Below are 24,514 nucleotides of genomic sequence, written 5' to 3'. Positions count from 1 at the left end.
CAGCCTATTCTGACGTGTATAAATCGGGACTTGCTACGATTTCATTGGCGCCGCTCGCATAAAAATGGCGTCTGGTGCCGGGCGAACGAGATGTGATTTCAAACGCCGTCGCTGTACGCACGGTTTGTTTCGTATATTCCCGGAATTTAAACTCTCCCGTTTCGCCGCAAAGCCGCCTTGATAAATCTCAAATAGCCAAGCCACGGCTTGATAATTCGCAAAATCTGGTGTTCGCAAGCGATAGCCTTGCAGATTACCCGAAAGTCAGAGAGCCAAGACGCCGAGGCGGGCCAATCGCGATCGAGGCAAAGAGAGGCGCAACGCGGCACGCCCGCCATCATTCTCCTTCTCGGCGAGAGTGAACGGTGGCGCGGGAAACGCAATATTTGCCCTTTCCTGTCAATCTCGCGGGGCTCAAGACAAGAATAGTCCGGCGTCTTCGGGAGGACACAACCATGACGAAACCTCACCTGTTCTTTGCCGCGCTTGTTGTGGTCTGTGTCGCCGGACCGGCCGTAAACGCGGAGACGGCAGAAACACCTCCGGCAATTCCCCCGGCTGTTGCCGAAAAATCCGACTCCGTCGCGGTCAAACCCGAATTGGGCGAGACATCACCTTCCAATGCCGAGAGGCCCGGAACGCTCGCCCTCAACGCCACCGAAGGCCGTGTGCTGGACAAGATCAGGTCGACGGGGGTGATCACGCTTGGTTACCGCGAGGCGGCCGCGCCTTTTTCATACGCGGCAGACCGGACTCCCGCCGGTTTCGCGGTCGACTTGTGCGGCCTCGTCGCCGACAAGGTGAAGGAAAAGCTGGCGCGTCCCGAGTTGAACGTCGTCTGGCGCGCGACCGCCGACGCCGACAGCGCCGCGGCCGCCTCGAAAGGCGACATCGACATCGATTGCGCAGCAACACCCGACACGGCAACACTTGGCGATGCGGCCGATGTTTCCGCGCCGGTATACGTGTCCGAACTGCGCTTCCTCGTGCCGTCGAGGCTGCGCCCCGAGGCGGAAGGCTTTCGCCGCCGCCGCGCCGACTTCAAGACGCCCGCCGCCATCGACGACCTGAAGGGCAAGACCGTAACGCTCCTGCAAGGTTCGCCCGCCCTGCCCTACGTTCTCGGGCAGAGCGTTGAGCGCTATCTCGGCATCTCCGTCGTGTATGCGAAGACGCCTGCCGAGGCGTTCAAGCTCGTGGAGGCGGGCGCAGCAGCCGCCTATTTCGACGACGACGCGGTGCTCCTCAATCTGAAGGCGGGCGCGAAGTCGCCGGACAGCTTCCTGCTCCTCGGCACCGGTCGGCCGGGCGCGCAATACGCCCTCATTTTGCCGAAGGACGAACCGCTGAAGGATCTGGCCGACGCCGCCATCCTCGACGCGGTGAAGTCGGGCACATACGAAAAGCTTTACGCGAAGTGGTTCGAAAGCCCGATCCCGCCGAAAAACGTGACGCTCGCCTATCCGATGACGGAGCGGACAAAGCAGTTCGTGAAAGACCCCGCCTCCGCGACGGAATAGGCTATGGCGGCCCGCCGGCGTCTTGCCGGAAAACCGCTTCACGCTTTCCCGGACCCGCTCCAAGCGCAACCGGCGAGCGCGCGAGCTACCTCGATACGCCCCAATCCTTGAGCGCGGCCTCGCCGCCTTCGCCCGGCGCGACGGCGGCAAGCGCCTTCAGCTCCGAGCGCGAGAAGCGCGGCGCGGGCGGCGGATGCAGCGCGCCGTCGACCTCCATGAAGGTTGCGCGCGCGATGTTGTGCGGATGCGCCGCCGCCTCGTCGAAATCGAGCACGGGCACGACGCAGGCATCCGCGCCGTCGAACAGCGCCGCCCATTCGTCGCGCGGCTTCTTCGCAAAGATGCCCTCGAACTCGGCGTGCAGGATCGGCCATTGCGCGCGGTCAAGTTGCGCGGGCAAGTGCTCCCATGGGTCGAGACCCAGCCCCTTGATGAGCGCGGCGAAGAACTTCGGTTCGAGCGCGGCAACGGCCACGAACTTGCCGTCCGCGCATTTGTAGGTCCGGTAGAAGGGCGCGCCGCCGTCGAGGAAATTTTCGCCGCGCGGCCGGTCCCAGAGGCCGCCCGCACGAAGGCCGAGGATGATGGCGAGTTGCGACACCGCGCCGTCGAGGATCGCAGCGTCTATCACCTGCCCCTTGCCCGAACGCTCGCGTTCGATGAGCGCGGCGAGCACGCCGATGACGAGGAAAGCGCCGCCGCCGCCCATGTCGCCCGCGACGTTCAGCGGCACGACGGGCTGCCGCCAGCCGGGGCCCATCGCATGGAGAAGCCCCGTCAGCGCGAGATAGGTGAGATCGTGGCCCGCCGAGAGGGCAAGCGGCCCATCCTGGCCGAAGCCCGTCATGCGCCCGTAGATGAGGCGCGGGGCACGTCCGAGCGCCACGTCCGGTCCGAGCCCAAGCCGTTCCATCACACCGGGGCGAAAGCCCTCGATGAGTACATCGGCCTTCTCGATGATGCGCAAGACCGTCTCGACTGCGGCGGGCTCCTTCAGATCGAGGATCAGCGAGCGCCTGCCCCGCTCGATGGGCGCGTTCATCACCGGGAACAGGCTCGCGCGTTCGGGCCGGTCGATGCGCAGCACATCCGCGCCGAGGTCCGCGAGCAGCATCCCCGCATAAGGCGCGGGCCCGATACCGGCAAACTCAAGCACGCGAATGCCGTCGAGAGGCGCTTTGCCCTTGTCGGGCACAGATGTTGACGGCGTGTCATCTGACATGGAGGCGTCCTCCATCGAATTCGCAGCGGGCGCATATGCGCCCGCCATTCTGATATGTCGTCGCTCGATGCTGCAAGTGCTCCTTAAGCAGCAGCCTTCGGAAGCCCGGAAGCCCCTCCGAACTTCGACTGAGCATGATCTCACCATAAAACCGGCAACCGGTTTTACGGATCATGCACTATGCAGCAGCCTTTGCCGCCGGGTAGAACATCCTGTTCTCCGCCGCCATGTCGTGCAGGAGCTTCGGCGGCGAGAACCGCTCGCCATATTTCGCGGCGAGCCGCTCGCATTCCTTCACGACGTTCGGAATACCGATGGTATCGAGCATGGAAAGCGGACCGCCGGTATAGGGCGCGAAACCGAGGCCGAAGATGCCGCCCACGTCGCCGTCTTCCGGATCGGTGAGCACGCCCTCTTCCATGGTCCGCACTGCGTCGAGCGCCTGCGCGAAGAGAAGCCGCTTCTTCAGGTCTTCGATGCTCGGCCACTCGCGTTCCGGCTTCACCGGGAACAGCTCCGCGAGGCCCGGCCACAGCGTCTTCTGCCCGCCCTCGGGATAGTCGTAAAAGCCCTTGCCGTTCTTGCGCCCCGCGCGCCCGTTCTTGACGTACATGGCTTCCATCACGGGGATGGCCGCGCTCGGCTTGTATTCATCGCCGAGATCGGTTTCGGCGGCCTTGTGGATCTTCCAGCCGAGGTCGATGGCGGTTTCGTCGGCGAGCGCGAGGGGCCCGACCGGCATGCCCGCGAGCTTGCCCGCATTCTCGACCAGCGCCGCCGGAATGCCTTCCGTCAGCATGATCTCGCCCTCGCCGATGTAATTCATGCAGAAGCGCGAGGTGAAGAAGCCTCGCCCGTCATTGACGACGATGGGCGTCTTCCTGATCGCCTGCACGAAGTCGAGCGTGACTGCCAGCGCTTCGTCGCTCGTCTTCCTGCCGCGAATGATCTCCACGAGCGGCATCTTCTCGGCGGGCGAAAAGAAGTGAATGCCGATGAACTTCTCGGGCCGTTCGCTCGCTTCCGCGAGGCTCGTGATCGGAATGGTGGACGTGTTCGAACCGAAGATCACGTCGGGCCGTATCACCGCCTCCACCTTTTTCGTCACGTCGGCCTTGATGGCGCGATCCTCGAACACCGCTTCGATGATGTAATCGACATCGGCGAGGTCGGCGTAATCGGCGGTGGTGTGAATGCGGGCAAGCAGCGCCTGCCCGTCCGCTTCGGTCGTCTTGCGGCGCGAAACCGCCTTCTCGACAAGCTTGCGGGCATAGCCCTTGCCGCGCTCCGCCGCTTCCACGTCGCGGTCGAGCAGAACCACTTCAATGCCGTTCGAGGCCGCGACATAGGCGATGGCCGCGCCCATCATCCCGGCGCCCAGCATGCCGATCTTCCTGAACTTCGCCTTCGGCACGCCCTGCGGACGGCGCACGAGCTTGTCGGCGCGCCCCTTGTTCACGAACAGCGTGCGGATCATCGCGGGCGCGACAGGGCCGCGCAGCAGCGAGAGGAAATATTTCGCTTCGATCTTGAGGCCGAGGTCGATCGGCGCCTGGGTGCCTTCATATACCGCCGAAAGGATCGCCTGCGCGGCCGGATAATTGCCGAACGTCTTGTCGCGCGTCATGGCGTTGGCGGCCATGAACAGTTGCGCCGCGGCTGGATGCATGCCGCCCGCGCCACCCGGAACCTTGAAGCCGCGCTCGTCCCACGGCTGCACCGATTTCGCTTGCGGAGACAGAAGCCACGCCTTCGCCTTCGCCAGCAGTTCGCCGGCGGGCACGACATCGTGGATGAGGCCGGACGACTTCGCCTGTTGCGGCGAGAGGTGTTTGCCCTCAAGCAGCAGCGGCGCGGACGCCATGATGCCGATTAGGCGAGGGATGCGCTGTGTGCCGCCAGCGCCCGGCAGCAGGCCGACCTGCACCTCGGGCTGGCCGATCTTGATCGACTCGTCGTCGGCGGCGACACGGTAATGCGTGGCGAGCGCGATTTCGAAGCCGCCGCCAAGCGCCGTGCCGTTGATCGCGGTCGCGACCGGCTTGCCGATGGTTTCGAGGCGGCGCAACACTTCGGTGAGACGCGACGACACCTTCAGAGCCTCGGCTGGCGGCGCCTTGCGCGCGTGCTCGATCATGCCCGACATGCCGATGAGGTCGGCGCCCGCGACGAAGCTCGACTTGCCGGACGTGACGACGATGCCCTTCACGCTTGCATCGGCGGCGGCGCGCTCGATGGCCTCGCTCAGTTCCTCGGTGAATTCCGGGCTGATGACGTTCATCGACTTGCCCGGCTGGTCGATGGTGAGCGTGGCGATGCCGTCCGCGTCGACCTGATAGGAAATGCTGCTCATGTCCGTTTCCTCTTTTCCTCCCGAGGCTGCCGTCTACGGGCGCCAGCGGGGCGATTGATGAACACCGGCCGGAGTTCCGGCCTAGCGATGGTTCAGACGAGTTCGAGGATGGTGGCGGTGCCCATGCCCGCGCCGATGCAAAGCGTCACAAGGCCCGTGGCCGCGCCGCGCCGCTCCATCTCGTCGACGAGCGTGCCGAGCACCATCGCGCCCGTTGCGCCCAGCGGATGGCCCATGGCTATGGCGCCGCCGTTCACGTTGAGCTTGTCGTCGGCGATGCCGAGCACGTCGCGGAAGCGGAGCACCACCGACGCGAAGGCTTCGTTCAGCTCCCACAGGTCGATGTCGTTCTTCGTCATGCCGGCCTTCTTCAGCGCACGCTCTGCCGCGTAGCTCGGCCCCGTCAGCATGATGGTCGGCTCCGACCCGATGGACGCGAAACTCCTGATGCGCGCGCGGGGCCTGATGCCCGCCTTCTCGCCGGCCTCTTTCGAGCCGATGAGCGCCACCGCGGCGCCGTCCACGATGCCGGACGAGTTGCCCGGCGTATGCACGTGGTCGATGCGCTCGATTTCCGGGTATTTCTGAAGCGCCACGCCGTCGAAGCCGTAGGTCTTGCCCAGGTCGGCAAAGGACGGTTTCAGGCTGCCCAGCGACTGCATGGACGCATCGGGACGGATCATCTCGTCCTTGTCGAGAAGCGTGATGCCGAGAATGTCCTTCACCGGCACGACCGATTTCGCGAAGCGGCCTTCAGCCCAGGATTGCGCCGCGCGCTTGTGGCTCTCGACCGAATAGGCGTCGACGTCGTCGCGGCTGTAGCCCCACTTGGTCGCGATGAGGTCGGCGCTGATGCCCTGCGGCACAAAGTAGGTCGAGAAGGCGACAGCCGGGTCGATGGGCCACGCGCCGCCATCGGACGCCATGGGCACGCGGCTCATGCTTTCCACGCCGCCGCCGATGATGAAAGGCGACTGGCCGGACATGACCTTTGCCGCCGCCATGTTGATCGCTTCGAGACCCGACGCGCAGAAGCGGTTCACCTGCACGCCCGGAACGCTTTCGTCGAAGCCCGAGACGAGCGAGGCCGCGCGCGCGATATCCGCGCCCTGCTCGCCCACCGGCGACACACAGCCGAGGATCACGTCTTCCACGTCCCTCGTATCGAGGCCGGGATTGCGATCCTTGACCGCGTCGAGCATCTGCGCGGCGAGCTGGACGGGCGTCACCTCATGCAGCGCGCCGTCTTTCTTGCCCTTGCCGCGCGGGGTGCGCACGGCGTCGAAAACATAGGCATCGACCATGGTTCATCCTCCCTGATTATATGCGCGCGCGGGCGCATTCGCGCAGCCTCGCGACATTCTTTATGATTTCGTTGTCTCGCCCCCGTCACCCGGCGGTGCGGCGGCTCTTTACCTGCGAAGCGCCCGCTTCGCCTTCGCGCTCGGCCTTGCAGGGGGGCGAGCCCTCTTCGGCGAGATACTGCAAACACTGCGCGTGAATATCGCGAAGCTCTTCGAGCGTCTTGACGATATCCGCCTGCTTCTGCTCCAGTTCCGCGATCATCGCGGCCGAGCGTTCGGCAAGGAACGACACCTGCTGCGGGCGACCCTCGCCGCGGCTTCCGTAGAGTTCCAGAAACTGCTGTACTTCCGCGAGCGAGAAACCGATGGACTTCGCGCGCAGGATGAGCTTCAGCCGGGCGCGATCGCGCCTCGTGTAGACGCGGCCGCCGTTCGCGCGCACGGGGGCGAGCAGCTCCTTCGCTTCATAGAAACGAATGGCGCGCGCGGTGATCCCGAGTTCCGAAGCAAGCTCGGCGATACCGTAGAGCTTTTCGGACTCGGACGTCTCGGCCTTGGCTCGCTGGCGTACTGCGGTCAATGCATCCCGGCTTTCTGGTCGCCCGTTCGATCCGCGTTCGAGATGCTCCCGAACGCGGGTAAGTCGAACGAAATTTGCTCTAGACGATCTGCCCGAGCCGCATGGCAAGACCCATGTCGCCATCGACCCGCATCTTGCCCTGCATGAAGGCGGATGTCGGCTGAAGGCGGCCGTGGATGAGGTCGGAGAAGTCGCCCGCGCTCATGCTGATGGTGCACTTCGCCGGATCGGCGTTGTTCACCGTCACGGTGTTGCCCGCGCCCGTGCCGTCGATGTAGAGGTTCCCGGCGCTGCCGAGGTCGAACTTCACGCTGCCGCCGAGGGGAGACTTGCTTCCCACGCGCTTTACCAGGGCGTCGGCCACTTCGTTGAGATCCATCATGCGCTCCTTGTCCGTTTCCGCCCGAAAGGTAGCGCATCCGGTTATCATTAACAAGAGGCGGTTGACGTATACGTCAGGCTAATGCCGTTTGCGCACCTGACAAGAGAGACGCTACTGTGCGGAAGCGAACATTTTTCGAAGCAAGGCAGACAAGCTCTGTTCCAGCAACTCGCGTGTCGCTGCCTTGAGGCGAGCGTCCGCCGAAACGGCGGAAGGTTCCGGCATCCAGGAACGATCGACTTCACGTGTCGCCCCGTGCAATACGGCTGAGAAACCCACGCTTTCTCCTCTTGGGGCGTCAGAGCGAAGAATTTTACAAGTATTTCCATCCAGAATCTCCACACGATAAAGCGCGTGAAGATGGGTGTATCCCGTGTCGATTCCCTGCCGGTAAACGATACCGATTCCCTGCACGATCTGGTTAGTGTTGGAATAGTCGGACTGAGAGGGCACGATCAACACATAGTAGCTGAAGGGTTTTCCCTGAGTTTCCCGCCTCAGCACAGAACAGAAATGCGCAGCCCTGCTCTCTTCTCCAATGCCGAAAAGCGACGCGGGAGCCGCCTTCAGTGCGGATATGCCCTGTGCAGAAAGCTTGACCGGAACGACAGCATATTGCGCCTTTAGCGACTGCGCGATGCGTGCTGCCGCCACGCCATCCAAATCCCAGTTCACCGTAACCGTGTCGCGTTTGTTCCCAAATGCCAGAAAACCGATGGTTCGCACGGAGTATTCATTTCCGAGGTAGGAAATAACAGCAATGCTATCCTTGCCCACCATCGCCTGCTGGGCAGCGTCGCCCGAACGTTTCGCAGAAACCCTTGGATCGGCTGTCGCGAGCGCGGTAGCCAAAGGCAGTGAAAGCAAAACCATAATCAACCGTTTCAACATCGTTCCCTCAACGATAATGTGCCTTCGGCATTCAATGGCCTCGCTCACGCTCGCGCAAGCTTGTTCGTTGACGCGTGCACAGCTGGCGCATAGATTTCCTGACAAAAATATCAGGGGACGGAGCGCATGAGCGAGGCAGGCAGCTACCGCAGCATCTTCCGGCCCGGCCTGTTCGCCGGACAGGTGCACGCCGTCACGGGCGGGGGCACCGGCATCGGGCGCTGCACCGCGCATGAGCTGGCGAGCCTCGGCGCGACGGTGGTTATCGTGGGCCGCAAAGAGGATCGCCTCGCCGCCACCGCCGCCGAGATTATCGAAGACGGCGGCACGGCGGAGCACGCCGTCTGCGATATCCGCGACGAAGATGCCGTGAAGGCGCTCGTCTCCGGCATCGTCGCGCGGCATGGGCGCATCCACGGGCTCGTCAATAACGCGGGCGGACAGTTTCCCGCGCCGTTGATGGCGATCCCGAAAAAAGGCTTCGAGGCCGTCGTCGCGACAAACCTCACCGGCGGCTTTCTCATGATGCGCGAGGTGTTCACGCAGACGATGCGCGAGCACGGCGGCGCGATCGTGAACATGGCCGCCGACATGTGGAACGGCATGCCAGGCATGGGCCATTCGGGCGCGGCGCGGGCGGGCATGGTGAACCTGACCAAGACGGCGGCGTTCGAATGGGGCTTCGCCGGCGTGCGCGTCAATGCCGTCGCACCGGGCTGGATCGCGTCCTCGGGCATGGACCGCTACGAAGGCCCGGTCAGGGCGATCATCCCGAAGCTCAAGAATCACGTGCCGCTGCGCCGTCTCGGCACCGAGGCGGAGGTTTCGGCCGCGATCTGCTTCCTCCTGTCGGAGGGCGCGGCCTTCATCAACGGCGTAACGCTCCAGATCGATGGCGGCGCGCCGCTCGGCAACCCGCTGTTCGACATGGGAACAAGTCCGCCCTCCCCCGAATTCAACGGCTTTCACCGCGCCGCGAAGCCGAAGGTGCTCGACTCGAAGGACGAAAGCTGATGCCGCCGCTGCCCTCGAAAATCGCGCCCGACTCCGATGCCTTCAGAGCGAACGCGGCGGCGATGCTGGCGAAGGTGGAGGCATTTCGCGCCGCCGAACGCGCTGTCATCGCGCATTCCGCGAAGGCCGCCGACAAGTTCGCCGCGCGCGGTCAGCTTCTGCCGCGCGAGCGTGTGACGCGGCTTCTCGATCCGGGCACGCCGTTCCTCGAACTGTCGACGCTCGCGGGGCTCGGCATGCATGACGACGACGGCGAGGCGCGTGCGATGGGCGGCGGCAGCGTCATTGGCATCGGCGTCGTGTCGGGCAAGCGCGTGCTCGTCTCGGCGAGCGATTCCGCGATCAAGGGCGGCACCGTCTCGCCCATGGGCCTGCGCAAGGCGCTGCGCGCGCAGGAGATCGCGCTCGAAAACAAGCTTCCGCTGATCTATCTGGTCGAATCGGGCGGCGCGAACCTCCTCTATCAGGCCGAGATGTTCGTGGAAGGCGGGCGCAGCTTTGCCAATCAGGCGCGGCTTTCGGCGGCGGGCATTCCGCAGGTCGCGGTGGTGCACGGATCGTCCACGGCGGGCGGTGCCTATCTCCCCGGTCTCTCCGATTACGTGATCCTCGTGCGGGACCGCAGCAAGATCTTCCTCGCGGGGCCGCCGCTCGTGAAGGCTGCCATCGGCGAAGACACCACCGACGAAGCGCTCGGCGGGACCGACCTGCATGCAAGCGTGACCGGGCTCGGCGAATTCGTGGCGCGCGACGACGCCCATGCCATCCAGCTCGCCCGCGATCTTCTTGCAAAGCTGAAATGGGACCGCGTGCCCGCCCGCGCCAACGCCGCCCCTCCCCTATACGAAACCGAAGACATCCTCGGACTCGTGCCCGTGTCGGAGCGCGAGCCTTACGACGTGCGCGAGATCATCGCCCGCATCGTGGACGGTTCCGACTTCCTCGATTTCAAACGCGACTACGGCGCGGAAATGGTCTGCGGCTTCGCGACAATCAGCGGTTTCGAGATCGGCATCCTCGGCAACAACGGCGCGATCCAGCCGGACGGCTCGACCAAGGCCGCGCAGTTCATGCAAGCGTGCGACCAGACCGGCACGCCGCTCGTCTTCCTGCAAAACACCACGGGCTACATGGTCGGCAGCACGGCCGAGCGCGGCGGTGCGATCAAGCACGGCTCGAAGATGATCCAGGCGGTCGCCAACGCGCGCGTGCCTAAATTCACGATCCTCGTCGGCGGCTCATACGGCGCGGGAAATTACGGCATGTGCGGGCGCGGCTTCGATCCGCGCTTCATCTTTTCCTGGCCGAACGCGCGCGTTGCCGTGATGGGCGGACCACAAGCGGCGAAGGTGATGGAAATCATTACACGCGCCAAGTTCGAGAAGGCGGGCGGCGTGAACGAGCCTGTTCTGAAGCAAATGGCGCAGGCCATCGAGGCCCAGCTCGACCGCGAATCGACCGCGCTTTATGCCACCGCGCGGCTATGGGACGACGGCATCATCGACCCCCGCGACACGCGCGCCGTGCTTTCGCTGTGCCTGTCGCTCGCCGCCGAAGCCGATGCGCGCACCCTTCGCCCGAACGCTTTCGGCGTCGCCCGGCTTTAAGGAAGAACTGCCGCGAAAAGACTCGGATATGTTAGCGTTCCGTCAGCACTGGCCGCTGTTGATCGATCGCGCTAGAACTTTCTTAGAATCGTGCCCCTACCATCATGACTGGGTTGCAAGAAGACATGGCGAAGGAGAAAAACCCGGCGGGTGCGAAGCCCGACGCAAAGATTTCGCGCGATGCGGAGAAGAAAAAGCGTCTCGCTGTCGCCCTGCGTCGCAATATCGCCCGGCGAAAAGACACGAAACAGACTACTTCGGGGGAAGGCCCCGACACGGATTAAGGGCTATACCGGCTTGCTAGGGGAGCAGCGCTCGTTTAGCGTGCCGCGCTTACGCCGCTTTTTCCGGGCAAACGGCATCATCACTCAACCGACAGGCATCATGGATAGAATTCGCATAGTCGGCGGACGGCACCTGAACGGAACCATCCCGATCAGCGGCGCGAAAAACGCGGCATTGCCGCTGATGATCGCGAGCCTGCTCACGCCCGAGACGGTCACGCTGAAGAACGTGCCGAACCTCGCTGACGTCAGCCTTCTCATCCGCATTCTTCGCAACCACGGCACCGACGCGGCTTTCGACGGCAAACGCGCGAACGGCCATGCCCATCAGGGCGACACGATCCATTTCACGGCGCGAGACATCGTCGACACGACCGCGCCCTACGACATGGTGCGCCGCATGCGCGCAAGCTTCTGGGTGCTCGGGCCGCTGCTCGCCCGCGAGGGCAAGGCGCGCGTCTCGCTGCCGGGCGGATGCGCCATCGGCACGCGCCCCGTCGATCTGCATCTGACCGGCCTTCAGGCGCTTGGCGCCGATATCAAGCTCGATGGCGGCTATGTGGTGGCAAGCGCGCCCGGCGGCCTCAAGGGCGGCGTCGTGCGCTTCGCGAAAGTGTCCGTGGGCGCGACGCACAATGTGCTGATGGCGGCGACGCTCGCGAAGGGCGAAGTCGTGATCGAAAATGCGGCCTGCGAGCCGGAGGTGGTCGACGTCGCGGCCTGCCTGTCCAAGATGGGCGCGAAGATCGAGGGCGCGGGCACGCCGACCATTCATATTCAGGGCGTCGACGAACTCGAAGGCGCGACGCACACCGTTCTTCCAGACCGCATCGAGACCGGCACTTACGCCATGGCGGTCGCGGCTGCTGGCGGCGACGTCACGCTCGAAGGCGCGCGCGGCGATCTTCTGCCTGGCGTGCTCGATTTGCTCCGCGGCGCGGGCGTCGAGATCACCGAAACGAACCGCGGCATTCGCGTATCACGCAACGGTGCCGCCCTTCGCCCCGTGAGCGTCGAGACGGAACCCTTTCCCGGCTTCCCGACCGATCTGCAGGCGCAGCTCATGGCACTGATGTGCCGGGCGGAAGGCATTTCGGAGATCCGCGAGACGATTTTCGAAAACCGCTTCATGCATGTGTCGGAACTGACGCGCCTCGGCGCGGACATCGAGGTGAAGGGTGAGATGGCGCGGGTCAAGGGCGTGCCGCGACTGCACGGCGCGGAAGTCATGGCGACGGACCTTCGCGCGTCGGTATCGCTCGTGATCGCGGGCCTGATGGCCGAAGGCGAGACGATGGTAAACCGCGTCTATCACCTCGATCGCGGTTTTGAACGCCTCGAAGAGAAACTTGGGTCTTGCGGAGCGGAGATCGAACGCCTTCATTCATGAGTGAAATTTCACTCAGCGAGGCTCCGTGTCATGGGCTCTTTACCCAAAGCTCCCCTCAAGCTCATCGCCCTCGACGAAGACGATCTGAAAATCATCTCCGCCCATCTGCAGGACGCCGTGATCCGTATGGCGGACATGGCCTATGTGCCGGGAGAACACCGGTTCGCCGCGATCCTGAACCGCTTCGACTGGTTGTCCGCAGTCGAGAGCGACGGCGATCTCGCCGCACTCCACCGCTGCCGTTGCGCGCTCCGCTTCGAACGCGTCAAACGCGCGCAGGTGCTGAATATCCGCCCCGGCGCGCCTTCTGAATTCGCCGAGCTTCTTGCCGTCACCTACGAAGAATCCGAGCCGCCGGGCGGATTTATAACGCTTTACTTCGCGGGAGGCGGCGCGCTTCGTCTTCATGTCGAGTGCATCGAGGCTGAAATGCGCGACCTTGGCGCAGCGTGGAAAACGGCTATAAAGCCTGAGCATGCCTTGGGCGAGGCCGAGCCTGGGGCACCAAACGCCGAGTTGGTGCGGGATTCGAGCTAGGCGGGCGCATCCGGGGCGATCCCTGGGCAATTCCCCATCGGATCGTCGCGAGCCTTCCGGGCATGGAGCTTCGCCACACGGCGAACAAACGACATCGATAACAACATCGTGAGCGCCCGCAGACTGGGGGCTCGAAAGAGACGGGACGACTTTCTTGACACTCTTCTTGCGTTCGACGGAACCTGATTTTCAGCAGCGGTTCGATGCCCTTGTGCAGGGACGGCGCGACCAGCCGCATGATGTGCAGGATGCGGTTCGCTCCATCGTCGCTGCGGTGCGCGACCGAGGCGACGCGGCGCTCGTCGCGTTTACCGAGCGCTTCGATCATGTGAACATCGCCCATACCGGCCTTGCCATCGCACCGGAAGAGCTTGAGGCGGCCTGGAACGGCCTCGCGTCCGATCTCAAGGCCGCACTTCAGACCGCATACGAGCGCATCGAGAAGCATCACCGCCGCCAGATCCCCGCCGACGACCGCTATGCCGACGCCATCGGCGCGGAGTTGGGGCACCGCTGGACGCCGCTCGACTCGGTCGGCCTCTACGTGCCGGGCGGCAAGGCAAGCTATCCGAGTTCGGTCCTGATGAATGCCGTGCCGGCGAAGGTGGCGGGCGTGCCGCGCCTCGTGATGGTGGTGCCGACGCCAAGGGGTGAAGTGAACCCCGCCGTGCTCGCCGCCGCCCATCTCGCTGGCATTCGCGAAGTGTACCGCATCGGCGGCGCGCAGGCGGTGGCAGCGCTCGCCTACGGCACCGAAACAATCAAGCCGGTGGTCAAGATCATCGGTCCCGGCAACGCGTATGTGGCCGAAGCCAAACGGCAGGTATTCGGCATCGTCGGCATCGACATGATCGCCGGGCCGTCGGAAGTCGTCGCCGTTGCGGATGCCAAGGCCGATCCCGCCTGGCTCGCGGCCGATCTGCTCGCGCAGGCGGAGCATGACGAAGCGGCGCAATCGATCCTCATCACGGACTCTCCCGCCCTCGCCGAAGCGACCGCGAAGGCCGTAGACACGCAGCTTGGCGTCATGCCGCGCGGCGCGATCGCGGCCAGGAGCTGGGCCGACCATGGTGCCGTACTGCTGGTGTCCGACCTGCTGAAAGAAGCGCCGCCGCTTGTGAATGCGCTCGCGCCCGAGCATCTGGAGCTTGCCTGCGACGAGGCGGAAGCCATGCTGCCCGCGATCCGCAACGCCGGCGCAATCTTTATCGGCCATTTCACGCCCGAGGCGGTGGGCGATTACGTCGGCGGGTCAAACCACGTGCTGCCGACGTCGCGCGCTGCGAGGTTTTCATCGGGACTGGGCGTACTCGACTACATGAAGCGCACGTCGCTGTTGAAGCTGAGCCGGGAAAGCCTTGGCGTGCTGGCCGCCCCCACGATGACTTTGGCCGAGGCCGAGGGGCTGTTCGGCCATCGTCAGTCTGTTGCCGTCAGAACAAACGGATCGGATTGAGGCACGGCCATGCCGGAGCGAACTAAGGCAGACCCTTCGGCGCGGCTGATCGAAGTCAACATCGATGAGGCTTCGATGGGCGCGAATGCGCTCGAAATCGAGCACGAGCGCCGCGTCGCGATCTTCGACCTCTTGGAAGAGAACACCTTCGAACTCCTTGCCGGACCGCGAGGGCCGTACAAGCTCGACATCGCGATGATAGAGCAGAAGCTCGTCATCGCGGTGCGGACGAACGGCGCCGCCGAAGCCGACGCCACCTTCATCCTGTCGCTGAATCCGTTCCGCAGACTGGTGAAGGACTATTTCCTGATTTGCGAGAGCTATTTCGAGGCCATCAAGACCGCACCGCCCAGCCGCATAGAGGCGCTCGACATGGCGCGCCGCGCGCTGCACGACGACGGCAGCAAGCTCTTGCAGGAGCGGCTCGAAGGCAAGGTCCGAATGGACTCGCCAACGTCGCGGCGGCTGTTCACGCTGCTCTGCGCGCTGCACTGGCGCGGCTGAGACGCAAGCGAACGCGCGAAGCGTTGCGCTCTTGCACACGCTTACCGATCCCCAAGCCTGCACCGCCTGAAGCGCCATGTGGCGCGACCATGTCCCCACGAAGCAGCTCAACTGGCCAACGAGCGCCAAGGCTCGCGGCCACCGACCGAAGCCGAGGCGACTTTCGTCTGCGCTCCGACGAGCTTGCCGCAACGACACGCGCCCTCCGCGCGGTCGGGCATGCCGAACACTGGAACCGTCCGCGCGTCTTGCCTCTCCGCTGCCGACCGAAGAGTCGCGGCACAATCGAGCCCAACGAAAAAGGCCGGGATCGCTCCCGGCCTTCGTGTTCTGCGGCTACGATGCGCGGCGCACGGCGCCGCGAAGGTCGCGCCTAGACCGAGTAATACAGGTCGAACTCGACCGGATGCGGCGTCAGGCGAAGGCGGTCGATTTCCTCTTCCTTCAGCGCGATGTAGGAGTCGATCTGGTCGTCCGTGAAGACGCCGCCCTGCTTGAGGAAGGTGCGGTCCGCGTTGAGCGAATCGATGGCTTCGCGAAGCGAGCCCGACACGGTCGGGATTTCGCGCAGTTCCGCTTCCGGCAGGTCGTAGAGGTTCTTGTCGATGGCCGAGCCGGGGTGGATGCGGTTGATGATGCCGTCGAGACCTGCGAGCAGCAGCGCAGCAAAGGCAAGATAGGGGTTCGCCGACGGATCGGGGAAGCGGATTTCGACGCGCTTGCCCTTGGGGCTCGACACGATCGGAATACGGGCCGAAGCCGAACGGTTGCGCGACGAGTAAGCGCGAAGCACCGGAGCCTCATAGCCCGGAACCAGACGCTTGTAGGAGTTCGTCGTCGGGTTGGTGAACGCGTTCAGCGCCTTGGCGTGCTTCAGAACGCCGCCGATGTAGAACAGCGCGGTCTCGGAGAGATCGGCATATTCGTTGCCAGCGAACACGGGTTCACCGTTCTTCCAGATCGACTGGTGAACGTGCATGCCCGAGCCGTTATCGCCGAACACCGGCTTCGGCATGAAGGTGGCCGTCTTGCCGTAGGACTGGGCGACGTTGTGGATCGCGTACTTGTAGATCTGCATCGCGTCGGCGGTGCGCGTCAGCGTGCCGAACTTGATGCCGAGTTCGTGCTGAGCGGCAGCCACTTCGTGGTGATGCTTCTCGGTCGCGACACCCATCGCGGCGATGGTCGAAAGCATCTCGGAGCGGATGTCCTGAGCGCTGTCGATCGGGGGAACCGGGAAGTAGCCGCCCTTCGTGCGCGGACGGTGCCCGAGGTTGCCGATCTCATATTCCGTGCCGGTGTTGGTCGGCAGCTCGCTCGAATCGAGGCGGAAGCCGGTGTTGTAGGGATCGGCGGAAAAGCGAACGTCGTCGAAAATGAAGAATTCGGCTTCCGGGCCGAAATAGGCGGTGTCGCCGATGCCCGTCTGCTTCAGATAGGCTTCGGCCTTGCGAGCGATGCCGCGCGGGTCGCGCTCATAGCGCTCGCCGGTGGACGGTTCGAGAACGTCGCAGAAGATCGCGAGCGTGGACTGCGCGAAGAACGGATCGAGGTGGGCAGTCTCGGGATCGAGAGCGAGCGTCATGTCGCTTTCGTTGATGGCCTTCCAGCCGGCGATCGAGGAGCCGTCGAACATGACGCCATCGGCGAACGCGTCTTCGTTGATCTCGCTCGCTTCCATGGTGACGTGCTGAAGCTTGCCACGCGGGTCGGTGAAGCGCAGGTCGACGAAGCGGATGTCTTCGTCCTTCAGTTTCTTGATGATTTCGTTGGCGTTAGACATGTAACTCCCTCGTCCTGTTAGCCGTGAGATGGTTATCAGCGCTTCTGCGCCGGATGGAAGGGTGTGGTCTCGGATATTATTGGTTTGATGAGGCAGGTCAGCAGGCTAAATCGCCTCAGTACCTGTTTCACCCGTGCGGATGCGGATCGCATCTTCAACATTGAGAATAAAGATCTTTCCGTCGCCGATGCGCCCGGTTCTCGCGCTGTTCTTGATCGCTTCGCAGGCTTTTTCGACCATGTCTTCGGGAAGCACAATCTCAATCTTCACTTTGGGCAGGAAATCGACAACATATTCAGCGCCGCGATAAAGCTCGGTATGGCCCTTCTGGCGCCCAAAGCCCTTGGCTTCCGTGACGGTGATGCCCTGCAGGCCGATTTCCTGAAGCGCCTCTTTCACTTCATCAAGTTTGAAAGGCTTTATGACCGCCTCAATTTTTTTCATGACGGATCGATTCCTCCGAACGGGGCGAAATTCATTGTCTCGCGTCGCAAGCATGCCCCGTGCCAAACAGCTTCACTCTTTGACAACAAAGGTTAAGACCTGCGAAACAAGTCCATTCTGCCAAAAAAGCAGGCGCATTGCTCGAAAATTGCGCAGAAGGCATTCCGATTGCGCGCGGCAATGGGGCGCGGGGGCATCTGTGCTCAGGAAAGCTGTCGGATCTCGCGTCGAAGTGGAACCAGGCGGTTTACCAGCAGCGCCCGCCGCGCATCGCTTTTCTTTCGCCATGCGCAAATTTTCGCTACATTCGCCCGACAAGTCCCTCTAATGGTAACCGTGTAAAACCTCGCAATCGCAGGCTCGCCTTGCTTGAACTTCTGACCTCCGAAGAAATGGCCCGTGCCGAGCAACTTGCTGCCGAGGCCGGGACGTCCACGCTCACCATGATGGAGAACGCGGGCCGCGCGGTCGCGGAGGAGGTGGTGCGCCGCTACCCGCGAGGCAGCCGCGTTACCGTGCTGTGCGGTCCGGGCAACAATGGCGGCGACGGGTTCGTCTGCGCACGCTATCTGCGCGAGCGCGGCTATCAGGTCCGGCTTGCCCTTCTCGGCAAGCAGGAGGAACTGCACCGCGATCCGAAGGAGATGGCCAGGCGCTGGGATGAGGCCATCGAGCCCTTGTCGCTTCAGTCCCTCGAAGGCGCGCAGATTATCGTGGATGCGATTTTCGGCACCGGGCTTCGCGACGACATCGGCGGCGCCGTTGCACAGATCATAGAGGAAGTGACGGCGCGCAAGCTGCCGGTGGTTTCCGTGGACGTGCCGACCGGCATCGACGCGACACGCGGCAGCGTGCGGGGCATCGCGTTCAAAGCCGCCGCGACAGTTACATTCTTCCGGCGCAAGACCGGACACGTGCTGCTGCCCGGACGCCTTTATTGCGGGGATGTGCGAGCCGTCGATATCGGCATCCCGTCATCGGTGCTGGGTGACATCGCGCCGCGAACTTTCGTGAACGACCCCGATTTCTGGCTTCGCTATTATCCGAGGCTCCGCCTCGACGGGCACAAGTACGATCGCGGACACGCTGTCGTGGTTTCAGGCCCGATGGAGAGCACGGGCGCCGCGCGGCTGGCGGCGCGCGCCGCGCTGCGATCAGGCGCGGGGCTCGTCACCGTGGCTACGTCGAAAGCTGCCTTCTACATCAATGCCGCCCAGCTCACCGCGATCATGGTGGCTCCGTTCGACGGTGCGGCGGGGCTTCTCGACTATCTTTCCGACCCTCGCATCCGCTCGACGCTGATCGGCCCCGGCGCCGGACGCGACCCCGAGGTGCGAGATCTCGTTCTCAGCGTGCTGGCGAGCGACGCGGTCGCCGTCCTCGACGCGGAGGGCATCACGGCATTTGAAGACTCGCCGGTCGAACTCTTCAACACCATCAAGGCACGCCCGGTGCCAACGATCATGACGCCGCACGAGGGCGAGTTCCGCAGGGTCTTCCCGGAGCTGGAAGGCGAGGTGTCGAAGCTCGAACGGGCGCGTCGCGCTGCCGAGCTTTCGGGCGCCGTCATCATCCTGAAAGGCGCCGACACCGTGGTAGCCGCGCCGGACGGGCTGGCCGCGATCAGCGAGAACGCACCGCCATGGCTCGCGACGGCGGGCTCCGGCGATGTTCTCGCGGGCCTTGTTACCGGCCTTCTCGCGCAAGGAATGGCAGCCTTCGACGCGGCTTCTGCTGCGGTCTGGATCCATGGCGAGCTTGCGACGACTTACGGTCCGGGGCTCATCGCCGAGGATTTGACCGAAGTCACTCCGGCCGTGCTGCAACGCCTCGACAAGCGCGGGAAGATCTTTTCCTGACGACTGAAGTTTGAACGGCGCGCCGGACCGACTGCGTCCCTCCTTGCGCGACAGCCCAAGCCCGCCTGGGCGATCGCCCTGCCTCCCATCGGCAGGGAACCGAAACCGGCTGTCGCAACACCGCAACGAAGCAATCAAAAACGCACCTGCACACTGTGCGCCTGCGACAAATCACCTTTTCCGTATGTAACCGCAATGCAACAATAGCGAGCAAACATAGCCGCCTATGCCAATTTTCATCCGAACAGGTGATGCCTTCCATTGGCCCGCGCGTTATCTATCGGGCATACTTGGTTTGTAAGCACCAACCTGTAATAACGTTCCGTTTTGAAGAAATACTGCTCGGGTAACATCGTATCTATACGGCGTTACCCGAGTATATTAAGCAAGCTGCGCCTCTTACACCGCTGGAATCTCCCCAGCGATTCTTCAGCAATGGTGTGGCGAAACTGTCGGAAAAGACCCAATCGGGTAAATCGCGCGCGGCGCGGCAAATAACCGCGTCGATGTTGGATATCCCTCCACCAAACACGATGACGTCGGGATCGAGGATGTTCACAACCGAGGCGAGTGCCTTCGCCAGTCTCCGCGAATAGGCTGCGAGCGCCGCGCTGGCCGCCGCTTCGCCCACCTCCGCTCGCTCCGAAATGGTCCTGGCATCGACGTTTTCACCCGAAAGCGCCGCATATTGGCGCTGGAGCGCGGGGCCGCACAGGAATGTCTCGATACAGCCGCGCTTGCCGCAATAGCAGGACTCGCCGGGCCATTCATCGGCATCCGGCCAGGGAAGCGCGTTGTGCCCCCACTCCCCGCCAAGCGCATTCAATCCCAGATGCGAACGACCGCCGATCACGATTCCCCCGCCGACACCTGTGCCGATGATCACGCCGAAAACGGTGCCATAGCCCGCGCCCGCGCCGTCCGCCGCCTCGGAGAGGGCGAAGCAGTTCGCGTCATTTTCGACGACACAGGGCCACGGCAGACGGGCCTGAAGATCGCGATGCAGAGGCTTCCCGTTGAGCCAGGTCGAATTGGCGTTGCGGACGAGGCCGGTCGTGGGCGAAAGGCTGCCGGGAATGCCGACGCCCACGCCCGCAATGTCGTCAGCCGGCAGGCCGTCGACGCAGCGCGCGACGAGCGCTGCAATTGCATCGAGCGTACCCTCGTAATCGCCGCGCGGCGTCGCAATGCGCAACCGCGCGCGCTCCTCGCCCGCAGGTGACAGGGCCAGCGCCTCGATCTTCGTGCCCCCCAGATCCACCCCGACGCGCCACATGACAGGCTCCCTCGCTGCAAACTACGCGGCAGCAGCAAACTGGCTGACGCGGCGTGTCCGCCGCGATACCGACAGCTTTCGCGGGATGGTTACGGCTCGACGCCAGCAGGCGCAATGCCTGAACCCTGCGAGTTTATCTCTGAACGCTAGCCGCCGCGATGAACTTCTTCGTATCCGCAATCGTTTCAAGCACCTGCTGCGAGCCATTGCGCATGCCGATCACGGTGTTGCTTGCGGGATTGTGGAGGCCCGGAATCGCGCGGCTCACGTCGGTCACCTTGTTCGATACGAGGTAGATCGTATCGCCGTTGGGAGCGGTAAACTTCGTAAGCGGCAACTTCTTGCTCACTTCGGCGACAAGTCCATCGAACGGGGTTGCGATGAAGATGCGGTTGTTGCCGAAATCCACGATAGACGAGCCGTTCGGCTCATCGGACGCAAACGAGCGTCTAAGTCGCCAGATGTCGGAGTAAGGCACCGTTTGCGGGCCACCCTCGCGCAGATTGACGGTGATGCTGTCGACCTCGATCTTGACGATCTTGCCGGGATAGTTGCGGCCCAGGATATTGGTCGGGGCCCGCGTCGGCTGGCCGAAGCCTTGCGCGATGACAGCTTGTGACAGGGGCATCGTCCCGGCGACAGCCAACAGGGAAGCGAGCCAGAACGCAAAGCGAAATCTCATCCGTCTTCCTCGATCCGTCCCGCGTCGGCGCGGTTGGCATCCTCTTGCTTGTGGACTCGGCGGCGATCCCCGGGTACGCCGCTTTACGCTTCCAATGACGCGATCCCGGCTTCACGCCATCGGCGCCGACGAGCGTACGCGCGGCAAGCCGGGCATAAAAGCGAAAGGCGATCAAAAGGTGACCTCGCGAAAAGCCGGGAGTGTCAACGCCAAAATTCTTGTGAGCGGCCATCGATGCGCCACACATGAAACCTGCCACGCGGATCTTGCAGCATGCTGGCCGGCGGAAGCCCGAGCGGCAACGTGTCTCGATTAAGACGCGAATCGACGCACGACACATGGGGCTTCTCGACCCGCCCGACGACAAGACGAGGATCGGGTTCCGGGAAAACTCGCCTCCGTTCCCACGTCCCCGCTAGCGCCGGAGTTATGCTTCTCAGATGTGTAACGCCCGCTTGCCGACGGCGAGCGCGGCTTCCTTCACCGCTTCCGGCAAAGTCGGATGCGCGTGGCAGGTGCGAGCCAGATCTTCCGCCGAGCCGCCAAACTCCATGAGCACCGCCGCTTCCGCGATCATGTTGCCCGCGTCGGGTCCGAGGATATGCACGCCGAGCACGCGGTCCGTCTTCGCGTTCGCCAAAATCTTGACGAAACCTTCGGTCTGCCGGTTCACCTTGGCGCGACCGTTCGCCGTGAACGGGAATTTGCCGACTGTGTATTCGACGCCTGCCGCCTTCAGGCTCTCTTCCGTCTTCCCGACGCTCGCAACCTCGGGATAGGTATAGATCACACCCGGGATGACGCCGTAATTCACATGACCGGCCTTGCCCGCGAGGTTTTCGGCGACGGCAACGCCCTCGTCCTCCGCCTTGTGCGCGAGCATGGGCCCGCGGATCACGTCGCCGATGGCATAGATGCCGGGAACGTTCGTCTGGAAATGATCGTCGACGACGATGCGGCGCTTGTTGTCGATGGCCACGCCCGCTTCTTCGAGACCGAGCCCTTCGGTGTAGGGCACGCGACCGACGGCGACGAGCACGTGGCTCGCCTCGAACTCCTCCGCCGCGCCATCGCCTGAAGCCGGCGCGACCGCCACCTTGAGCGGGCCTTTGCCGTTCGCCTTGACGCCCGTCACCTTCTGGCTGACTCGGAAGGCCACGCCCTGCTTTTCGAGGATGCGCTGAAAGCTCTTGACCACCTCATTGTCCATGCCGGGCAGGATGCGGTCGAGGAATTCGACGACCGTCACCTTAGCGCCGAGCCTGCGCCAGACAGACCCCAGTTCGAGGCCGATCACGCCCCCGCCGATGACGACGAGATGCTCGGGAACCGTATCGAGGTCGAGAGCGCCGGTGGAGGAGACGACGCGCTTCTCGTCGATCTCGATGCCGGGCAACCGCACGATATCGGAGCCGGTGGCAATGACGATGGCCTTCGTCGCGAGCGTTTCGACCGAACCGTCGGCCGCCGTAACCGCAACCTTGCCCGCGCCCGCAACGCGGCCCGTACCGCGATATGTGGCGATCTTGTTCTTCTTCAGGAGATATTCGACGCCCTTGACGTTACCCTCGATACCCTCGGCCTTGTATTTCATCATCGCCGCGAGATCGAGTTCAGGCCTCACCTTGATGCCCATGGCCGCAAAGCCGTGGCCCGCCTCCTCGTAAAGCTCGGACGCGTGCAGCAGCGCCTTCGAGGGGATACAGCCGACATTGAGGCAAGTGCCGCCGAAGGTCGGGTTCTTTTCCACGATCGCGGTCTTGAGCCCGAGCTGTGCCGCGCGGATGGCGCAGACATAGCCGCCGGGGCCGCTTCCGATAACGATAAGGTCATACGCATCAGCCATGCGTGTCTCCATAGGTCGCCGGGCATGTGCCGCCCGCAATGTGTGTCGCCGATTACCCGCGCCTCAGGCGCGAGGCGTTGCGAAACGCCATCGGCGCGAAGAAGAGCCCGCGCGCCGATCCCGGCGCTCTAAAGGTCGAGAATGAGACGCTGCGGATCTTCCAGCGCGTCCTTCACATGCACGAGGAAGGTCACGGCCTCCTTGCCGTCGACGAGCCGGTGATCGTAGGACAGCGCGAGGTACATCATCGGGCGGATCTCGATCTTGCCGTTTACGACCACGGGCCGTTCCTGGATCTTGTGCATGCCGAGAATGCCCGATTGCGGCGCGTTCAGGATCGGCGTCGACATGAGCGAGCCATAGACACCGCCGTTCGAGATGGTGAAGGTGCCGCCCTGCATTTCTTCAAGGCTGAGCTTGCCGTCGCGCGCCTTCAGGCCAAAGCCCGCGATCTCCTTCTCGATGTCGGCGATGGACTTCTGGTCCGCGTCGCGCACGACCGGCACCACCAGGCCGCGATCCGTCCCGACCGCGATGCCGATGTGATAGAAATTCTTGTAAATGATGTCGTCGCCGTCGATCTCCGCGTTCACGCTCGGGACGTCGTGCAGAGCATGCAGCACCGCCTTCACGAAGAAACCCATGAAGCCGAGCTTCGTACCGTGCTTCTTCTCGAAAATCGTCTTGTAGCGGTTGCGCAGGTCCATGATCGTCGACATATCCACCTCGTTGAAGGTGGTGAGCATGGCGGCGGTGTTCTGGGCCTCCTTCAGACGGCGAGCGATGGTCTGGCGAAGCTTCGTCATACGCACGCGTTCCTCGCGCGCTTCGAGTGTGCGCGGCGCGGCGGGACGGGGAGCAGGGGCCGGCGCGGCGATCTTTTCGAAGAAAGCGGCTGGCGCGGCCGACGGCTGGGTGGAGGCAGCCCCGCCTTCGATCACGGAGAGCATGTCGCCTTTGGTCACGCGACCGTCCTTGCCCGTTCCCGAAACCGTTGCGGGATTGATGCCTGTTTCCTCTGCGATACGGCGGACGGACGGCGCAAGCACGTCGACGTTCGGCGAGCGGGGCGAAGCGGTCTGAGCAGGGCTGGGGGTGGCAGCTTGAGCGGCGGAAGCGACAGGGGCCTGAACAGGCTTCTCGGCGGCCTTGGAAACCCCGTTCGCGGCAGCACCGGCACCTTCCGCAATCGTGCCGAGGAGAGCGCCGACGCCGACGGTTTCACCCTCCTTCACCAGAATTTCGGCGATGACACCGGCCGCGGGCGCGTTCACTTCGAGCGTGACCTTGTCGGTCTCAAGCTCGGCCAGAGCCTCATCGGCCTTCACGGCGTCGCCCGGCTTCTTGAACCATCGGCCGATGGTCGCTTCTGTGACTGACTCGCCAAGAGTGGGAACGACGATTTCCGTGGTCATGCACTAATCCTTCAACAGCCTCGCGCCGAGGCCCTATTGCCGCTCCGAGCCCCGAAGCGCCCGGAAGCCCCCTGAAAACAGACCGTGGCCACCCCTCGATTGAAAGGCGGTCGCGCCCTCATGTCCTGTTTTGTCCCTGCCGAGCGATGCCGCTCGCAAGGCTCC

Annotated in this window: 21 protein-coding genes; 9 read left to right on the top strand and 12 right to left on the bottom strand. The window is 63.7% G+C overall.

Annotation, left to right across the window (positions count from 1 at the left end):
- The first annotated feature begins 455 nt into the window (after positions 1 to 455).
- On the top strand, positions 456 to 1,520 hold the full coding sequence (locus EK416_RS01195; RefSeq protein ID WP_127075506.1) for an amino acid ABC transporter substrate-binding protein: 1,065 nt from the start codon (positions 456 to 458) through the stop codon (positions 1,518 to 1,520).
- 85 nt (positions 1,521 to 1,605) lie between these two features.
- Here EK416_RS01195 and EK416_RS01190 read toward each other — a convergent pair whose 3' ends face one another.
- The 6 genes from EK416_RS01190 to EK416_RS01165 form a co-directional block, all read right to left on the bottom strand.
- On the bottom strand, positions 1,606 to 2,742 hold the full coding sequence (locus EK416_RS01190; protein WP_127075504.1) for a CaiB/BaiF CoA transferase family protein: 1,137 nt from the start codon (positions 2,740 to 2,742) through the stop codon (positions 1,606 to 1,608).
- A 178-nt stretch (positions 2,743 to 2,920) separates the two neighbouring features.
- Positions 2,921 to 5,095: a 3-hydroxyacyl-CoA dehydrogenase NAD-binding domain-containing protein gene (locus EK416_RS01185; protein WP_127075502.1), complete on the bottom strand. Its 2,175-nt coding sequence runs from the start codon at positions 5,093 to 5,095 to the stop codon at positions 2,921 to 2,923.
- Between the two features lie 92 nt (positions 5,096 to 5,187).
- Entirely contained in the window at positions 5,188 to 6,399 is a 1,212-nt protein-coding gene (locus tag EK416_RS01180; RefSeq protein WP_127075500.1) for an acetyl-CoA C-acetyltransferase, read from the bottom strand.
- 85 nt (positions 6,400 to 6,484) lie between these two features.
- Complete coding sequence (locus EK416_RS01175; protein ID WP_210210957.1) at positions 6,485 to 6,979, bottom strand: MerR family transcriptional regulator; 495 nt, start codon at positions 6,977 to 6,979, stop codon at positions 6,485 to 6,487.
- A gap of 79 nt (positions 6,980 to 7,058) precedes the next feature.
- The gene (locus EK416_RS01170) at positions 7,059 to 7,361 is read right to left on the bottom strand and encodes an SCP2 sterol-binding domain-containing protein (protein ID WP_164729801.1); all 303 of its coding nucleotides are present in this window, start codon (positions 7,359 to 7,361) and stop codon (positions 7,059 to 7,061) included.
- Between the two features lie 111 nt (positions 7,362 to 7,472).
- Entirely contained in the window at positions 7,473 to 8,252 is a 780-nt protein-coding gene (locus EK416_RS01165) for a hypothetical protein (protein ID WP_127075494.1), read from the bottom strand.
- Between the two features lie 126 nt (positions 8,253 to 8,378).
- On the opposite strand from EK416_RS01165, the gene EK416_RS01160 reads away from it, so the two are divergent.
- The 7 genes from EK416_RS01160 (at position 8,379) to EK416_RS01130 (ending at position 15,044) form a co-directional block, all read left to right on the top strand.
- Positions 8,379 to 9,266: an SDR family oxidoreductase gene (locus EK416_RS01160; protein WP_127075492.1), complete on the top strand. Its 888-nt coding sequence runs from the start codon at positions 8,379 to 8,381 to the stop codon at positions 9,264 to 9,266.
- The gene (locus tag EK416_RS01155) at positions 9,266 to 10,873 is read left to right on the top strand and encodes an acyl-CoA carboxylase subunit beta (RefSeq protein WP_127075490.1); all 1,608 of its coding nucleotides are present in this window, start codon (positions 9,266 to 9,268) and stop codon (positions 10,871 to 10,873) included. Before EK416_RS01160 ends, EK416_RS01155 begins: the two co-directional genes overlap by 1 nt.
- 125 nt (positions 10,874 to 10,998) lie before the next feature.
- The gene (locus tag EK416_RS01150) at positions 10,999 to 11,157 is read left to right on the top strand and encodes a hypothetical protein (protein ID WP_164729800.1); all 159 of its coding nucleotides are present in this window, start codon (positions 10,999 to 11,001) and stop codon (positions 11,155 to 11,157) included.
- Between the two features lie 100 nt (positions 11,158 to 11,257).
- The gene (murA, locus tag EK416_RS01145) at positions 11,258 to 12,547 is read left to right on the top strand and encodes a UDP-N-acetylglucosamine 1-carboxyvinyltransferase (RefSeq protein WP_127075486.1); all 1,290 of its coding nucleotides are present in this window, start codon (positions 11,258 to 11,260) and stop codon (positions 12,545 to 12,547) included.
- A gap of 30 nt (positions 12,548 to 12,577) precedes the next feature.
- Positions 12,578 to 13,084, top strand: coding sequence for a DUF2948 family protein (locus EK416_RS01140; RefSeq protein WP_127075484.1), 507 nt, complete (start codon positions 12,578 to 12,580; stop codon positions 13,082 to 13,084).
- A gap of 154 nt (positions 13,085 to 13,238) precedes the next feature.
- Positions 13,239 to 14,540, top strand: coding sequence for a histidinol dehydrogenase (gene hisD, locus EK416_RS01135; RefSeq protein WP_127075482.1), 1,302 nt, complete (start codon positions 13,239 to 13,241; stop codon positions 14,538 to 14,540).
- 9 nt (positions 14,541 to 14,549) lie between these two features.
- A complete protein-coding gene (locus tag EK416_RS01130; protein WP_127075480.1) occupies positions 14,550 to 15,044 on the top strand; it encodes a UPF0262 family protein in 495 nt (164 codons plus the stop codon).
- Positions 15,045 to 15,417: 373 nt separating this feature from the next.
- Here the strand turns inward: EK416_RS01130 and glnA are convergent, their stop codons facing one another.
- Both glnA and EK416_RS01120 read right to left on the bottom strand, forming a co-directional pair.
- Positions 15,418 to 16,827 (bottom strand): type I glutamate--ammonia ligase, encoded by a 1,410-nt coding sequence (gene glnA, locus EK416_RS01125; protein ID WP_127075478.1) that lies wholly within the window; start codon positions 16,825 to 16,827, stop codon positions 15,418 to 15,420.
- Positions 16,828 to 16,932: 105 nt separating this feature from the next.
- Positions 16,933 to 17,271, bottom strand: coding sequence for a P-II family nitrogen regulator (locus EK416_RS01120; protein WP_013418230.1), 339 nt, complete (start codon positions 17,269 to 17,271; stop codon positions 16,933 to 16,935).
- Between the two features lie 365 nt (positions 17,272 to 17,636).
- Between EK416_RS01120 and EK416_RS01115 the strand changes: the two genes are divergently transcribed.
- The gene (locus EK416_RS01115; RefSeq protein ID WP_127075476.1) at positions 17,637 to 19,130 is read left to right on the top strand and encodes an NAD(P)H-hydrate dehydratase; all 1,494 of its coding nucleotides are present in this window, start codon (positions 17,637 to 17,639) and stop codon (positions 19,128 to 19,130) included.
- A gap of 358 nt (positions 19,131 to 19,488) precedes the next feature.
- On the opposite strand, the gene EK416_RS01110 is transcribed toward EK416_RS01115, so the two are convergent.
- The 4 genes from EK416_RS01110 to odhB form a co-directional block, all read right to left on the bottom strand.
- Positions 19,489 to 20,406: an ROK family protein gene (locus EK416_RS01110; protein WP_127075474.1), complete on the bottom strand. Its 918-nt coding sequence runs from the start codon at positions 20,404 to 20,406 to the stop codon at positions 19,489 to 19,491.
- 133 nt (positions 20,407 to 20,539) lie between these two features.
- On the bottom strand, positions 20,540 to 21,088 hold the full coding sequence (locus EK416_RS01105; RefSeq protein ID WP_127075472.1) for a hypothetical protein: 549 nt from the start codon (positions 21,086 to 21,088) through the stop codon (positions 20,540 to 20,542).
- A 436-nt stretch (positions 21,089 to 21,524) separates the two neighbouring features.
- The gene (gene lpdA / locus EK416_RS01100) at positions 21,525 to 22,934 is read right to left on the bottom strand and encodes a dihydrolipoyl dehydrogenase (protein ID WP_127075470.1); all 1,410 of its coding nucleotides are present in this window, start codon (positions 22,932 to 22,934) and stop codon (positions 21,525 to 21,527) included.
- A 128-nt stretch (positions 22,935 to 23,062) separates the two neighbouring features.
- Positions 23,063 to 24,349, bottom strand: a complete 1,287-nt coding sequence (odhB, locus tag EK416_RS01095) for a 2-oxoglutarate dehydrogenase complex dihydrolipoyllysine-residue succinyltransferase (RefSeq protein WP_127075468.1) — start codon at positions 24,347 to 24,349, stop codon at positions 23,063 to 23,065.
- Between the last annotated feature and the right edge of the window lie 165 nt (positions 24,350 to 24,514).

The organism is Rhodomicrobium lacus (genome assembly GCF_003992725.1).
Lineage (GTDB): Bacteria > Pseudomonadota > Alphaproteobacteria > Rhizobiales > Rhodomicrobiaceae > Rhodomicrobium > Rhodomicrobium lacus.
Note: the sequence above shows the minus strand (reverse complement) of the source record. Positions and strands in the feature narration are given on the sequence as shown.